We start from the raw sequence: 16,478 nt of genomic DNA on the forward strand, positions 1-16,478 counted from the left end.
TGTGAATATGGGTTGCTGTAACTGTAAGTAAAAAAGCTATATATCTATCTATTTGCTTAAAATAAGTCTGTTTGTCTGACGAGCCTCTTTTTCAAGAAGCCTTAACTAGGGATAGATAATGGGTGAAAATACGTATTTAACCACTGATTTCTACGTAAAAGGTCATGTTTTGTCACACGAAAGGTTGCGTTGGGCGACGCAAGTAGTGGCGTTAGCCAACGCAATAGGTCGCATAAGGCGATACATATAGTCGCGTCGGGCGATACAACCGTATGAAATGCCTCTTTTATCCGTATAAAAAATATGTTTTGACCCGTATAAATGTGAACTAGCATGAATTATTTTTCTAGAACAAAAGGTCGTATTTGGCTAATATATTACTAAACAATCATTTGCTAATATTTTTTCTCATATTTAGGGACGAGAAGTACATCAGGCCAGAAAAATCAACTCTCCGGGAGTTTGGTTTACAAATTGACAAAAAGAAAGGAGCTACTCGGTTTTGTTTCCGGATAGCTCCTTTTATCAGATTAACTAATTATCTAGATAATTTATTTTACGAACTTAACAGTTGTCTTATGAGCAGATCTCAAGAGCTTAGACTGATCGATTGAGATCATATAAATACCGTTCGGCATATTCGGAGTACTGATGTATTGCTCATCGCTAGTGATGATACCCGTAGAAACAACTCTACCTACCATATTAACGATTACATAATTACCCTTACCATTCTTTACATAAAGACCGCTAGCGTTTGTAGATACCGTAACCTCTTGAACCTCGTCACTGATAGTCTCGTTATCGGTGATGATACCCATAGCGTCAGATGTAATATATAATGTCGCCATGCGGACATTTTCTTTAACGCCATCGCCATTAGGATCAACAGCAGGACTAAAGTCTACCGTAATCTTAGTATCATTTGTAGGAGCCGTAGCCTTGATATTCATGACTTTTTCTTTACTGCTTCCTTTCAAGAAGTTGACATCTACGATCATCTTTGTATCTTTTAAGCTCGTAGCTTCAACTTTTGTCGTTGCGTCGATTTCCATTACACGAATAACCTCATCTTTTTTAGCTTCGTAAATAGAATCGATTGTAATAGTGTAATTGGTTTCTGCGCTTGCTTTAAGATTACTAACGACACCATTAACAAGAGAGGACATAATAGAATTGATTGCTGTGCTCATTGTTGCTGGCATTGTAACGATCTGTTTAGACATTGGAGTCCAAGCTGTATTTACGTCAGCACGTACTGAATCTGTTGTCGTTAAAACTAGATTTGCTCCAGATACGCCAATTGTCGGAGTCAACTTCTTATATCCTTTGATTTTGCTAGATGCGGCATCATATGAAGTCAAGACAATAGAATCTGCAGGCATGCCTGTTGTTGATTTCAAGTTTGCATATACGACGGCGTCACCCATTGGCAATTTTGCGTTAGGTGCTTGTAGAGGTTTACCGAATAAGCTAGCCTTGATAGTACTTTCTGTCATCAACTTTGTCATATCAAGAGATATTTGGAAGTTCGGGACTTGAGCTAACGTTGCAGCTAGACTACGTAAATTATCTTCTAAAGTAATCGTATAATCAATCGTACCAGAGCTATTTGCTGTTTCTGTTAGGCTTATCAATTTTCCATCTTTAAGCGGGAAATTAGGGATCATGCTACCCACGGTACCTAACCAACCTAATTTCAATTCTACGGATAAGCTGTTGAAAGGAAGAATGGTTCCTTTGTTCCCGGTCTTGATTAATACCGATAATAAATTTGTGGGTTTACCCGTTTCTGCGTCAACTAAAGCAGCTGCGGATACATCAATTTTCTCTGGTAAATCAATTTTTACGGATTGTCCGTTAAGTGAAACGTTATATTCTTTATAATCACTGAATGTCAGTTTTACGTCATTAACGATCCCTGCGATGAAATCACCCATTCCCGGTGCTATCGCAGAAAAATCCATAGAACTAAGATCCAATTTTAAACTATCAGGAGTAACCGAGATTGGATTTAATTGATCTGCACGTAGGCTTGATACTTGAGGCAAAAATAAAGGGGAATTAATTATGCTTTCGATATTAGGATTTGTGAGAGACATGAAATCAACTCCACTGATTTGCTTTACTTGATCAAAAACGGCAGGAACAATAACTTTAACAACAGCAGCCTTTTCTTTATCTGTTAATTGTTTTTGTTGTTGTGCCATCACTGGGGTGGTAGCCATGAATGTAGCGGCTGCCAAACTAATGCATGTAAAGATTTTCTTCATATAAATTTGTTTTAAAGTGTTTTATGACTCTAGCTGGCAAAGTTATTATAAAAATTAAATGCACCAGCGTTTATTATTCATAAAAGTTGGTGCATTTTGCTACTAAAGAAAAGAAATATTCGTCAATAAGCGGATTCATGTACGTCTTTTATGGCCCTGCCACTTGGCTCGTTCATGTTTTTGAAAGCCGAGTCCCAAGCTAAAGCCTCTGCGGTAGAACATGCTACGCTAGGAATGGAAGGTACGCTTCTCGCTGCGCTTTCGCTGGGGAAATGCTCTTCAAAGATGGAGCGGTAATAATACTCTTCCTTGTTTTGGGGTGGATTGATTGGGAATCGTTTGGCGGCATTCGCCATCTCTTCATCAGTGACCGACTCGGAGGTTATTTTCTTTAATGTATCGATCCAGCCATAGCCTACCCCATCCGAGAATTGCTCTTTTTGCCGCCAAGCGATCTCCTTGGGCAAGCTGTCGGAAAATGCTTCTCGAAGTATCTTCTTCTCGATGGTCGTACCCGGGCACATCTTTGCCGCCGGATTCAGACGCATGGCCACATCAAGAAACTCTTTATCCAAGAACGGCACTCGTCCTTCTACGCCCCATGCGCAAAGGCTTTTGTTCGCACGCAAGCAATCATATAAATACAATTTGCTTAATTTACGCAGGGTCTCTTCATGGAAAGCCTGTGCATTCGGGGCCTTATGGAAATATAAATATCCCCCGAATACCTCGTCCGCACCCTCGCCGCTTAGTACCATCTTGATACCCATGCTCCGGATCACACGGGCCAATAAATACATGGGGGTAGAGGCTCGGACGGTAGTGACATCATAGGTCTCGATATGATAAATGACATCTCGTAAAGCGTCCAATCCTTCTTGTATCGTATAATGGATCTCATGATGAACCGTACCGATCGCATCCGCTACTTTACGGGCGGCGAGCAAGTCCGGGGCATCTTTCAATCCGATGGCGAACGAGTGGAGTTGAGGCCACCATGCGTCCGCTTTCCCATTGGTCTCGATGCGTTTCGCCGCGTATTTCTTGGCGATAGCGGAGGTGATGGAGGAATCCAGACCTCCGGATAGAAGGACGCCATAAGGGACATCGCTCATCAGTTGGCGTTTGACGGCGGCTTCCAGCGCATCGTGAAGTTGTTGTACGTCGGTAGGATTATCTTTCACGTTGGCATAATCCATCCAGTCACGGGTGTACCATCTCGTGAGTTTACGGTCTTCGCTATAGAAATAATGACCGGGGAGGAACGGCTCGTAATGAGTGGCGAAGCCTTCAAGTCCTTTTAACTCAGAAGATACCATCAAGTGTCCCTCGTCATCGTATCCGATGTAGAGCGGGATCACGCCGATCGGGTCACGGGCGATCAAGTAAACCCCTTTCTCCTCGTCATAGAGAGCGAAGGCGAAAATACCATTGAGATCCTCGATGAAATCAATCCCTTTCTTCTTGTATAAGGCGAGGATCACCTCGCAATCGGAGCCGGTTTGGAACTCGTAATCGCCTTTTAACCGTTCTCGTAATTCCTGATGGTTGTAGATCTCTCCGTTGACGCAGAGGATGAGTTTGCCGTCGGGGCTGACCAAAGGCTGCCCTCCGGAGGCAGGGTCTACGATGGAAAGGCGTTCATGGGCTAAGATAGCGGTTTTGCCTTGGTAGATACCACTCCAGTCCGGCCCCCGGTGACGGATTCGTTTACTCATTAATAACGCTTGTTTACGCAGGGCTTGCGCTCCGTCGTGTATATTGAATATCGCTGTTATACCACACATGATCATTAAAAATTGAAAGTTGAAAATTAGTTGGTTTGTAAGAAACGGTCGATGGATCGGGCGACATTACGGCCGGAGGCCATCGCTTTTACGACTAAGCTCGCTCCGCTGACAGCGTCTCCGCAGGCGAATAGGTTGCTGTTGGCGGTATATCCGGCGTTGTCTACGGCGATGTTATCGCGGTTGTCGGTAGCCAATCGCAGTTCTTTGATCAATCCTTCTTGTTCCGGATGCAGAAAGCCCATGGCGAGGAAAACCAGATCGGCCTCGATGATCTCTTTCTTGCCGGTCAGCCTCATCTGCGGACGGCCTCCGTCTGGGGAGGGAACCCATTCGACTTCTTCTACCTCAACCCCTATCAGGTTGTTTTTCTCTCCGATAAAACGGTTAGAGGTTAGGTTCCACCGGCGGATACAACCTTCCTCATGGCTGCTGCTGGTTTTCAGTACTTGCGGATACATGGGCCAAGGTGTCGCCGGATTCTGTCCGACGGGTGGCTGGGGCATGATCTCGATCTGGGTGACACAGGCCGCCCCATGACGGTTCGCTGTCCCTACACAATCGCTACCCGTATCACCTCCGCCAATCACTAAGACTTTCTTGCCTTTGCAATTGATCTGGCTTTTGGGCGGGATCGGGATGCCTTCTAAGATCCGGTTCTGCTGGCTTAATAACTCCAAGGCGAAATGTACGCCTCTTAAATGACGTCCCTCGATAGATAGATCCCGGGGAACCTCGGCGCCGATCGCTACGCAAACAGCGTCGAAATCTTTCACTACATCTTTCGCTAATATCTCTTTGCCGACCATCGTGTTTACACGGAAAAGAATCCCTTCTTGCTCCATGATACGGATACGGCGATCGATAATGTGCTTGCCTAGCTTGAAATTGGGGATGCCGAAGCGTAGCAAGCCGCCCGGTAACTCATCTTTCTCGAATACGGTGACTTCATATCCTTTCCGGTTCAATTGGTTCGCCACGGTCAATCCGGCGGGACCGCTACCGATCACGGCTACCTTTTTCCCGTTGCGTACCGGTTGGATAGGCTGTACGTATCCTTCCCGGAAAGCGGCTTCCACGATAGCCGCCTCGTTCTCACGGATCGTGACAGGTTCGTCGCAGCTAAGTTTCAGTACGCAGCTTTTCTCGCAGAGGGCGGGGCAGACACGTCCCGTGAACTCCGGGAAGTCGTCGGTCTGCTCCAATACGTGATATGCCTCTTTGTAACGGCCTTTGTATAACAAATCTTGCCATTCGGGTTGCTTGTTACCCAGCGGGCAGGCCCAGTGGCAGAAGGGTACGCCACAATCCATGCAGCGGGAGGCCTGCGTACGGCGGTCGCCGCTGTTCAAGGTCTGTTCTACCTCGCTGAAATCATCTATACGTTCGTGGACGGGACGATAGCCCGCCTCTTGTCTATGTATCGTTAGAAATGCTCTTGGGTTTCCCATAGTTCTCTTGTTTTTGTGTAAATATTTAGTAGTCTTTCTGCATCTCCGCGATCTTGCGTTGGAGTTTGCGCATCTGTTCCTCTTGGAGTACTTTCTTGTATTCGATCGGGACGATCTGGATGAACTCATCCACGTACTTGTTCCAGTTATCGAGCATTAATCCGGCCAGATGGCTGCCGGTATGATGATAATGCTTGCGGATCAATTCATGAAGTTCCTTCCGTGAGGTGCTATCCTCGATCAAGGAAAGCTCTACCATTTCCATGTTGCAATAATAATCGAAATCACCATTCTTGTTCCATACGTAAGCGACACCGCCACTCATTCCGGCGGCGAAGTTCCGGCCTGTATTGCCTAAGACGACAACCCGGCCTCCGGTCATGTACTCGCAACAGTGGTCGCCTACACCTTCCACGACAGCGATCGCCCCGGAGTTTCGCACGCAGAAACGCTCTCCGACCCGGCCGTTGATATAAACCTCACCGCTGGTAGCCCCATATAATAAGGTATTACCGGCTATCGTATTGTCTTCCGCTATAAAGGTGGAGCGTACCGGAGGCATTAAACTGATGTGTCCGCCACTCAATCCTTTTCCGAGATAGTCGTTCGCCTCGCCTTCCAACCGGAAATGTACGCCGTGAGCCAGAAAGGCTCCGAAGCTCTGGCCCGCCGCCCCCTTGAACTTGATATGCAGGGTGTTCTCCGGTAACCCGATGTTCCCGTACCGCTTGGCGATCTCGCCGGAAAGCATGGCTCCTACGGAACGATCGGTGTTGGCTATCGCGTAATCCAACGATACTTCCTGTCCGGATTCGATGGCGGCCTTTGCGTGACGGATTATATCCACATCTTTCACGTTGTCGATCGCGTGGAGTTGACGGGTGACATGATGGATGGCCTGCGTGGCGGCTTGTTCCGGTAGATGGATCAAGCGGCTGAGATCCAATAGATCATGTTTCTCGATATGATCGGAAGGTTTACGCATGAGTAAGTCCGTACGGCCAATGATATCGTCTAGTTTCGTATAGCCTAGCTCTGCCAGATATTCCCGAACTTCACGGGCGAGGAAGGTGAAGAAATTCACCAAATATTCGTGTCGGCCATGAAAGCGTTTACGTAATTCCTCATCTTGGGTAGCGACACCTACCGGACACGTGTTCATATGGCATTTACGCATCATCACACAGCCTAAGACGATCAAGGCGGAGGTGGCGAATCCAAACTCCTCGGCACCCAGCATCGCCATCAATACGATATCCCGTCCGGTTTTCAATTGTCCGTCTGTTTGCAAGCGGACTTGTCCCCGGAGGCCGTTCATCACGAGCGTCTGTTGAGTCTCGGATAGTCCTAGCTCGGGTGGGATTCCGGCGTAACGGATAGAGCTTATCGGGGAAGCCCCCGTTCCTCCTTCTGCCCCGGAGATCACGATCCGGTCCGCTTTTGCCTTGGCTACACCGGCGGCGATGGTTCCCACGCCACTCTCGGATACGAGTTTCACGCTGATCTCGGCTTGAGGGTTCACGTTCTTCAGATCGAAGATCAATTGCGCCAAGTCCTCGATCGAGTAAATATCGTGGTGAGGTGGGGGAGAGATCAGAGAGATACCCGGGATCGAGTGACGGGTTCTCGCTATGATATCGTTCACCTTATAGCCGGGAAGCTGTCCTCCTTCGCCCGGTTTCGCTCCTTGGGCGACCTTGATCTGGATCTCGTCGGCGTTTACCAGATATTCCGTGGTCACGCCGAAGCGTCCGGAGGCTACTTGCTTGATGGCGGAGCGGAGCGATAACCCGTCCTCACGGGGGATGAAACGAGCCGAGTCCTCACCACCCTCGCCCGTGTTACTGCGTCCGTGTATCTTGTTCATGGCTATAGCTATCGTCTCGTGCGCTTCCCGGCTGATAGAGCCGAAGCTCATCGCTCCCGTGACAAAGCGGCGCATGATCGTTTCTTCCGGCTCTACCTGCTCCAAGGGGATCGGGGTGCGTTGTTTGAAGGTCAGGAAATCACGCAAGAATATGGGGCTTTCCTTCTCATCAACCACATGGGAATATTCCTTGAATTTCTTGTAGCTCCCCAAGCGGGTAGCCAGTTGAAGCATGGAAATGGTATCCGGGTTCCAAGCGTGTTTCTCGCCATCCTTGCGGAAGGAATAAATGCCTTTATGTTCCAATAAAGAATCCGTGGGGTGGGAGAATGCGTCATTGTGCATGGCGATCGCATCTGCCGCTATCTCTTCCAAGCGGATACCACCGATGTTGCTGGTGGTTCCCCCGAAGTAAGTATCTGCCAGATCCCGGCTTAGGCCGATCGCCTCGAAAAGCTTTGCTCCCCGGTAACTGCGGATCGTGCTGATCCCCATCTTGCTCATAACCTTGAATAAACCCTTGCAAATGGCTTTTACGTAATTCTTCTCGGCAGTCTCGTAATTCAATTGTATCTCTTGCCTGTCTACTAGATCATCCAAGATAGCGAAAGCCATATAAGGGTTGATGGCACTGGCTCCGTAGCCTAGTAAGAGGGCGGCGTGCATTACCTCACGCATCTCGCCGGTTTCCACTACCAGCGCTGTTTGCACCCTTTTCTGCACGGAGATCAGATGGTGATGCACGGCGCTTACCACTAACAGGGAGGGGATCACCGCTTTTTTCTCATCTACGTTCCTGTCGCTTAAAATGATGTAGTTAACGCCGTCGGTGACGGATTGCTCCGCTTGTTTACATAATTCGTCCAAGGCGGCTTTCAGTCCTGCGCATCCTTTCTCTGCGTCAAACAAAGTGGGGAGCTTAACACTTTTAAAGCCCTTATACCGGATGTTACACAGGAGATCCAGTTGTGTATTGGTCAAGATCGGATGGTTCAGCCGAACCATTTTACAGTGGCTCTCGGTTGGAACTAAGATATTGCTTCCCACGGCCCCGATATACTCGGTCAGGCTCATGACGAGTTCCTCGCGGATCGGGTCGATCGGCGGGTTGGTTACTTGGGCGAATTGTTGGCGGAAATAATTATAGAGGATTTGCGGACGGGCGGATAATACGGCCAGTGGCGTATCGTTGCCCATGGAGCCGACCGGTTCCGCCCCTCCCGTGCACATCGGTACGATGATACGTTCGATATCCTCACGGCTGTATCCGAACGTACGCAGTAGCTTGTCGTATTTCTCTACCTTATGAGGAATCTTACGGCCGGATTTCAACTCGTCCAATTCCACCCGGTTTTTCTCCAGCCAAGTACGGTAGGGCTGGGCGTTCGCCAGTTGTTCCTTCAGCTCGCTATCGTAATAAATCTCGCCTTTCTCGGTATCGATGAGTAAGATCTTTCCGGGTTGCAGACGGCCTTTTTCCTTGATCTCGTTAGGCTCGAAATCCATGACGCCGACTTCGGAGGCCACGACCATCATGTCATGTTTCGTGATCAGGTAACGGGCGGGGCGGAGACCGTTACGGTCTAGCATGCCTCCGGCGTAGCGTCCGTCGCTAAAGAGCAGGGCGGCAGGCCCGTCCCACGGTTCCATCAAGATGGAGTGATATTCGTAGAAAGCCTTTAGGTCTTCGGAGATCGGGTTCTTCTCGTTGAAACTCTCCGGTACCAGCATCGCCATGGCATGCGGCAGGCTCATCCCGGAGGCCACGAAGAATTCCAATACGTTATCCAGTGAGGCACTGTCACTCATGCCCGGCTGGATGATCGGGCGTATATCGTTGATATCCGGGATTCTGGGGGAGGATAGTACGCTCTCCCGGGCCTCCATCCATCCCCGGTTGCCCCGTATCGTGTTTATTTCCCCGTTATGTGCTAGTAGGCGGAAAGGTTGCGCCAGACTCCAAGTGGGGAAGGTGTTGGTACTGAAGCGTGAATGTACCAATGCCAGTCCGCTAGTGAAATAAGGTTGCGTCAGGTCCGGAAAGTAATGGCGTAGCTGCATGGATTCCAGCATGCCTTTGTAAACGATGTTTTTGGTGGAAAGAGACGCTATATAGAAATCATCCTTGGCCGGAAGGTCGGTGGCCGATACCCTTTTCTCGACCCGCTTACGTATGAGGTATAGCTTTAGTTCCAGCTCTTGCTGATCGTTGCAGCCGATGATGAATATCTGCTTGATATCTGGTTCGGTCGCTTGTGCGTCCTTTCCCAAGATTTCCGTATGAACGGGAACTTTGCGTAAGTGCATCAAGGTTAATCCCTCTTTCTCGATCTCCTCGATGAGGATACTGAGGATGCTTGCTTGCTGTTCCTCGTCTTTGGGGAGAAAGATTAGTCCGGTGCCATATTTGCCTTTCTCTGGAACCGGAATTCCTTGCAGGAGGATGAACTCATGAGGGATCTGTAATAGGATTCCCGCTCCGTCACCCGTTTTGTTATCGGCTCCCTCAGCGCCTCGATGCCTCATGTTCTCTAGTACCTTAAGGGCTGATTCGATGATGTCGTGCGATTTCTCGCCGTGGATATTTACTAACATTCCTACTCCACAAGCGTCATGTTCATAAGACGGGTCGTATAATCCTTGTCTGCTATTAAAATGATTCCTGTTTGTTTTCATTTGTTGACCTTATGTTTGCGTATAAATGATTATTGCGTCAATTTGTTTCGCAAATATAGGTATTAATGGCATAATGTGATTGCTTGTAGGAGCGAAAGAATGGAGAAAAGATAAGAATATCTTATCTGATGTTTCTATTTGTAAGTATTTATTGGGTTTATTCTTTTTATTTGAAAGATATTTGGCTGGTTAGTTTTCTAAATGAAAGACAAACTAAAAAAGAAGCACCGTCACGTTTTGCGACAGTGCTTCTTTTTTTCCGGAAGCGCTGTCATGGATTGCGACGGTGCTTCTTTTTTTCCGGAAGCGCTGTCACGGATTGCGACAGTGCTTCTTTTTTTCCGGAAGCGCTGTCACGGATTGCGACAGTGCTTCTTTTTCTCCGGAAGCGCTGTCACGGATTGTGATGTCGCTTCCTATCTGTTTTATCTATCGGGATATTCTCGGATGAAATAGCGGGATAGGAATTTCCAATTATCTTGTATGATCGCCTTGCCACGTTCCGGGCTGGTAAGGCTTTTCGTTTGTGCGTCGGCCAACATGCCTCGGTCTACCAGCTCTTTCAGGAAGTAAACGCTGCAATGTTTCACGATGAAGAAAGAGAGCGCTTGCTTGGCGGCACGGTTGGCGTCGTAGAAGGGATTGTTCTCATCCTTGATCAGCTCCACGTCACGGGTAATGACTTGGGCGCCTTCCTCGGGCGTGGCGTAGATCGCCAGCTTCTTGCCTTGCCAGTCCTCGGGAAGATGGAAGTTCTCGGCGGGGATAAGGCCGGAAGTCTCCGTGATAAATGTTTGTGCATCTTCGGTCTTGTCGAAATAGAGAAGCAGTTTGTCACCTGCGGCTTTGCGGAAAGTCTCGTATTGTTGGCGGTTTTCCTCCAGCATATCGTCGGGCAGGGTGGCTACAGACTCGTCGGCGGTGTTCTGAAATACCGCATGGTCGGGATGCTCGGCGGGCAATATCTTTGCCAGCCATTGCGGGGAGGTCAGGCCTAGCAAGGAGGTCTTGCTGGTGTAGGCCATCATGCCGTGGCTGTTGACGAGCAGGTTGTTAAGCTGCTCTTGGTTGAGGTCGGGCTGCTCCTTCCAGCGGTCGTGGGCGAAGTCGCTCAGTTCCCGGGCCGACTCAGGCAGGATATAGGATTCGTAATGGAACCATTGCAATAGACGGTCGTAATCCTCTTGCCGCTCGTAGCGGGTATCAAGGGCGAAAAGCTTGGCCATGCGGGTATTCTCCGGCGCCGTGGTCCACTCTTTGCAGAACAGGTCGTAGATAAGCATGCCGGTGGATTCGTTGGCAGGGTTGTCCGGACTGACGAAAGTGCCTTTACGATAGCCGTGATACTGCTGGGTATAATGCCAAAGGAGAAAACGCACGTCCTCAAGGTTCACCTCATCGTCGTAATAATGATCGTCCGGAGTGTAGAAGGGGAGGTATTTGCCGTATAGCTCCTTATGGGTAAGGATGAAGGCACGCCAAAGCCCCATGCCGGAGATCACGTCTTCGAAGTAGGCGGCCATGCGGATACAGATCTGCTTTGTTTCCTCGCCCTCGAAGGAGTTTACCAACTCGGTCTTCTCCATGATATCGTAGATACGGTTCGCTATTCCGGTATAATAGGAATCCACGGGAGTGCTTTGTTTATAGGGATGCAACTGCAACCAGTCTTTCGGGAAAATTTTAATGTTCTTCATGTTATTAAATGTCTTTATGCATTCAGGAGTGCAAATGTAGTAAAAATACGTTAGCTATGTCAAACGATAAGGAAAAGTTGCGGTCTTAAAAATGTAACATTTGTTGTCTTCATTGTTATTGGATCTAAACATCTTTGAAATACCGCCCCCGTACTTTTGCGTCGAAATCAAAGATGAAATAATAAGTAGTAAGATAATGGGAAAGAGTTTAAGGGGCAAAAGATTGAAAAGGTTAGGGCTTTTCTGGGTGGGAGTTTTCCTGTCATTCTCTCTATGGGCACAAACAGGGGTTATTTGCGGGACGGTTACGGACGCAAAGATAAAAGAACCGTTGATCGGCGCCTCGGTTGTGATCGAGGGGACTACGGTTGGCGCTATCACGGATATAGACGGTAATTTCCGTATCGAGAACGTGAGACCAGGTACTTATACGGTAGCCGCCTCTTACGTGTCGTACCAAACGCAAACGGTAAAGGATGTTCCGGTAGTCGCACGTCAAGAGGTGGTGTTGAATATCGAGCTTTCCGACGCTAACCTCCAATTACAGAATGTGGTCGTAGTGGCCCAACGGAAATTGGGAACCGAGATGGCCGTATTAAATACCGTACGCAAGAGCCTTCCGGTCGTGAACGGCATTTCTGCCCAACAAATCAGTAAAACACAGGATAGCGATGCCGCCGAGGTGCTTCGCCGCATCCCGGGAATCACCATCGTGGACGATCGTTTTATCGTAGTTCGAGGGCTTGCGCAACGTTATAATAATGTATGGCTGAACAACGCCACGACCCCTTCCAGCGAGACGGACAGCCGTGCCTTCTCGTTCGATGTGCTTCCTTCTTCCTTGATCGATAACATGATGATATACAAGAGCCCCTCGGCCGAGCTTCCGGCGGATTTCTCCGGCGGTTTCGTGCGGGTGATGACCAAGAATATCCCGGACGGGAACACCTTCAACGTATCCTGCCAAATGGGCTTCAACACGAACGCCACCTTCCGTAACTTCCAGCTGACGGACGGCACGGCAAAGGATTACCTTGGATTCGGAGCGGGCGTGAGAAACCTGCCTTCCTCTTTCCCCGCTCACCTAGGAGAACACTCCACGGATGAGGCGGCTGCCTTTACCCGTCAAATCAACCAACGTTGGGGGATCAACAAGTTCACCGCCATCCCCGATCAGAAGATATCCCTTACCTCGCACCGCTCTTATGATGTGGGCGGCTGGAAGATCGGAAATATTACGAACTTGAACTGGAGTACCGAGTACGATTACTCGGAGACGGTGAATAACAACTACATCGCCTACGACGTGAAGAACGACGTATCCCGTCCCCGCTTTGAGTACAACGATATCCGCTATAAGAATACCTCCAAGCTAGGGGCCCTCTTTAACTGGTCATTCCAACGGGATGGCAGCAAATATGAGCTTCGCAACTTCTTCAGCCAGCGTGGCGTTTCCGCTCTGACACAAAGGGAAGGAATGAACTATTATTCCGACAAGAATATCCGTAAGTGGGAATCCCTCTATACCGGGCGTACCACTTACTCCGGGCAGATCAGCGGTGTGCATACCTTGCGAGAGAATGTTAACAAGGTGGATTGGACGGCGGGCTATGCCTTCGCCTCCTACCGTGAGCCGGATCGTAAGATCGTGAACTCCATCCTTGACGAGAACCGTACGGAACAGCCGAACTACTATGTCTCTGACCCGATGCGTTATTACCAAGAATTGAAGGATCATAGCGCCTCTATAGCCGCCAACTACGAACATAAATTCACCGTATCCGATAGGTTCGCTCCTGTTCTCAATGGAGGTGTCTACGGTGAATATAAGAGCCGTACCTTCGCTGCCCGTCGCTTTGGCTACAACCTGTTGGGTAGCGGCTACGACCGGTATGCGGACTGGGATTATACGGAGTTGTTCGCTGATGAAAATATCTCGGCGGATAAGATATGGATGCGTGAGACAACTACGAACAGTGACTCTTATACTTCCGAGAACATGTTGGGAGCCGCCTATGTCTCCGCTAAACTGAATTATGGGGAGGTGTTGAACGCTAATATCGGTGTTCGTATGGAATACTACCAATTGAAGATGGACGGATATAGCTCGGACGGTACGACCCCGGTACACTTGGATAATAAGACGACGGATTTTTTCCCTTCAGTTAATGTTGCCTACAACCTCTCACAAAAACATTTGGTCCGCGCCGCTTACGGTCGCTCGGTCAACCGTCCGGAGTTCCGAGAGGTAGTGCCTTATGTGTACTTCAACTTCGAGCGAGACGCAAACATCGTGGGAAATACGGAGCTGAAGAATGCCTATGCTGACAATATCGACCTTCGTTATGAGTTCTATCCAGCCGCGGGCGAAATGATCACGATCGGCGGTTTCTACAAGCACTTCAAGGATCCTATCGAGGAGACGTACAACGAGGCTGGTTCCGGCCTGCAATATACCTATCATAACGCGAAGAACGCCGAGACCTTCGGCGTAGAGTTGGACGTTAAAAAGAACCTCGACTTTATAGGGCTGCGAGGCTTGAGCTTTGTGTGCAACGCCGCATATATCTATAGCCGTGTCCGTTTTGAGGAAGGGGCACCGGAGCGGGATCGCCCTTTGGCAGGGCAATCTCCCTACTTGGTTAATGCCGGCTTTTTCTACCAGTACGATGACAAGGGGATTTCCGCCTCCCTGCTCTATAACCGGATCGGGAAGCGTATTGAGTCGGTCGGTGTCCCGATGCAGAACCAGAACGAGGATATCCCTGATATATATGAGATGCCCCGCAACTCGTTGGATCTTACTTTCTCGAAGAAGATTGGCAAGATTGTCGAGATCAAGGCGGGAATCCAGGATATGTTGAACTCCAAGGTCGAGTACAAGCAGTTCGTGAAACTGACAGACGACAAAGGCGGCAAGAGCGAGCGTGAGCAACTGATCCGCAGCTATCGCCCGGGAGTGGATATCAATATCGGTGTTTCCCTTAGGTTTTGATGTTTAATTGAATATATATCTATTACAAACAAAATGTTTTTATTATGAACAGATTTCTCTTAAAAGGTTTGGCCTCTGTGTTAACGATGGCCGTTATGTTTGGGACTGTATCGTGTAGTGATGACGATGATAAACCTGATGGCTCTGTAGCCGTATCGGCTGTGGCAGTCAGTCCTACTACCGCTACTATCAAGGTGGGCGAATCCACTACCTTGTCCGCGACTATTACTCCAAGTGACGCTACGGATAAAACGGTTACATGGAGTACTTCCGATGAAAAGGTAGCGACTGTTGATGCCGGTAAGGTAACAGCCGTGGCCGAAGGTTCCGCTACGATTACTGTAACTACGAAGGATGGCGGTAAAACGGCTACTTGTACCGTGACTGTCTCTAATGATGCTCCGTCTTCCAAAGAGGTGATATTGGAAGGAAATATCACGGCTGATCTAACGATCAACGCTGCCGACAAGAACTTCATGAAAGGCTTCGTATACGTGAAATCAGGCGCTACATTGACTATTGAGGCTGGTTCTGTTATCAAAGGTGTGTCCGTTAGTCCGGGCGAGAAAGCCGCTTCCTTGATTATCGAGCCGGGCGCTAAGATCATCGCCGAAGGTACTGTTGACAAACCGATCGTCTTTACGTCCGATAAAGAGCCGGGTAAACGTTTGACAGGTGACTGGGGCGGTCTGATTATTTGTGGTAACGCTCGTGTGAATCGTACCAATCAACCAACTATCGAAGGAGGACCTGGTACATTATATGGAAATACGACCTCCGATGAGTTTAATGCGGAAAGTTCCGGTAAATTGAAATACGTTCGTATCGAGTTTGCCGGTTATCCTTTGGAGCCAGACAAGGAAATCAATGGCTTAACCTTCGGCGGCGTTGGTAGCGGCACGGAAGTGGAGTTCGTTCAGGTTTCATTTTCGAACGATGATTCTTACGAATGGTTCGGTGGAACGGTAAATGCCAAACACTTGATCGCTTACAAAGGCTGGGATGATGATTTCGATACAGACTTCGGTTATACGGGTAAACTGCAATTCTTGTTGAGCGTACGTGATAAGAATATCGCTGATACTTCAGACTCTAACGGTTTTGAATCTGATAACGACGGTGACGGTTCTTCCAACACTCCGCTTACCAAGCCGGTCTTCTCCAATGTAACCTTGATAGGTCCTTTCTATGGCAAGGTATCCGATAAGACACAGGCTGAGGTGGAAGCCAAGACAGCCGACGCTGCTAACGGTGCCAAGGGTGGTAAATTCCAGGCAGCCATGCACCTGCGTCGTAATACCAGCTTGAATGTTTACAACTCCGTATTCACCGGCTGGCCTTACGGACTTCGTGCTACTGATAAGAAAGGTACGGCAAACGATGGCATCGCCATCAAGAATGTGATCTTTGCTGGTATGTGGAAGAACTTCTATGAGGATGATAAGGTAAGTGAGAACTTCTTCAATCTTGCCGGTAGCAACACGACTCTGGCAACGACCAACGAGATTATCTCTAAAGATGGTGATTACTCTTCTGTCGTAGCTTCAGCTGTGCAAGGCGCTGAATTTGTCGATGAGGTATTGAACAACAGCTTCTTCGAAAAAGTAACTTACAAAGGTGCTTTCGACGGAAAGAATGACTGGACTGCCGGTTGGACTAATTGGGATCCTCAAAATACCGAATATTAATCAAGCTTGGCATTGAATAGGTTGTGAATTTGTTAAAGGCACTG

7 protein-coding genes are annotated in these 16,478 nt (G+C 48.6%); 2 read left to right on the forward strand and 5 right to left on the reverse strand.

The features are described 5' to 3' along the window. Positions 1-551: 551 nt before the first annotated feature. From HMPREF0999_RS18495 to HMPREF0999_RS18515, 5 genes are all read right to left on the reverse strand, one after another. On the reverse strand, positions 552-2,273 hold the full coding sequence (locus tag HMPREF0999_RS18495; RefSeq protein WP_005861940.1) for a DUF6383 domain-containing protein: 1,722 nt from the start codon (positions 2,271-2,273) through the stop codon (positions 552-554). Between the two features lie 122 nt (positions 2,274-2,395). Continuing rightward, positions 2,396-4,060 (reverse strand): asparagine synthase B, encoded by a 1,665-nt coding sequence (gene asnB / locus HMPREF0999_RS18500; protein ID WP_009276605.1) that lies wholly within the window; start codon positions 4,058-4,060, stop codon positions 2,396-2,398. Positions 4,061-4,086: 26 nt separating this feature from the next. Continuing rightward, positions 4,087-5,511: a glutamate synthase subunit beta gene (locus HMPREF0999_RS18505; protein ID WP_009276606.1), complete on the reverse strand. Its 1,425-nt coding sequence runs from the start codon at positions 5,509-5,511 to the stop codon at positions 4,087-4,089. A 25-nt stretch (positions 5,512-5,536) separates the two neighbouring features. After that, positions 5,537-10,054: a glutamate synthase large subunit gene (gene gltB, locus HMPREF0999_RS18510; RefSeq protein WP_009276607.1), complete on the reverse strand. Its 4,518-nt coding sequence runs from the start codon at positions 10,052-10,054 to the stop codon at positions 5,537-5,539. 425 nt (positions 10,055-10,479) lie between these two features. After that, positions 10,480-11,751: a DUF3843 family protein gene (locus HMPREF0999_RS18515; RefSeq protein ID WP_009276608.1), complete on the reverse strand. Its 1,272-nt coding sequence runs from the start codon at positions 11,749-11,751 to the stop codon at positions 10,480-10,482. A 196-nt stretch (positions 11,752-11,947) separates the two neighbouring features. Between HMPREF0999_RS18515 and HMPREF0999_RS18520 the strand changes: the two genes are divergently transcribed. Together HMPREF0999_RS18520 and HMPREF0999_RS18525 are read left to right on the forward strand one after the other, a co-directional pair. Next, positions 11,948-14,746, forward strand: a complete 2,799-nt coding sequence (locus HMPREF0999_RS18520) for a TonB-dependent receptor (protein ID WP_009276609.1) — start codon at positions 11,948-11,950, stop codon at positions 14,744-14,746. A 44-nt stretch (positions 14,747-14,790) separates the two neighbouring features. Next, positions 14,791-16,434, forward strand: a complete 1,644-nt coding sequence (locus HMPREF0999_RS18525) for an Ig-like domain-containing protein (RefSeq protein ID WP_005861954.1) — start codon at positions 14,791-14,793, stop codon at positions 16,432-16,434. Positions 16,435-16,478 lie beyond the last annotated feature (44 nt).

The organism is Parabacteroides sp. D25, from assembly GCF_000307475.1.
Lineage (GTDB): Bacteria > Bacteroidota > Bacteroidia > Bacteroidales > Tannerellaceae > Parabacteroides > Parabacteroides distasonis.

Excerpts from the sequence above, each read along its gene's own strand:
- HMPREF0999_RS18495 (WP_005861940.1), bottom strand. The coding sequence starts at position 2,273 with ATGAAGAAAATCTTTACATGCATTAGTTTGGCAGCCGCTACATTCATG.
- asnB (WP_009276605.1), bottom strand. The coding sequence starts at position 4,060 with ATGTGTGGTATAACAGCGATATTCAATATACACGACGGAGCGCAAGCC.
- HMPREF0999_RS18505 (WP_009276606.1), bottom strand. The coding sequence starts at position 5,511 with ATGGGAAACCCAAGAGCATTTCTAACGATACATAGACAAGAGGCGGGC.
- gltB (WP_009276607.1), bottom strand. The coding sequence starts at position 10,054 with ATGAAAACAAACAGGAATCATTTTAATAGCAGACAAGGATTATACGAC.
- HMPREF0999_RS18515 (WP_009276608.1), bottom strand. The coding sequence starts at position 11,751 with ATGAAGAACATTAAAATTTTCCCGAAAGACTGGTTGCAGTTGCATCCC.
- HMPREF0999_RS18520 (WP_009276609.1), top strand. The coding sequence starts at position 11,948 with ATGGGAAAGAGTTTAAGGGGCAAAAGATTGAAAAGGTTAGGGCTTTTC.
- HMPREF0999_RS18525 (WP_005861954.1), top strand. The coding sequence starts at position 14,791 with ATGAACAGATTTCTCTTAAAAGGTTTGGCCTCTGTGTTAACGATGGCC.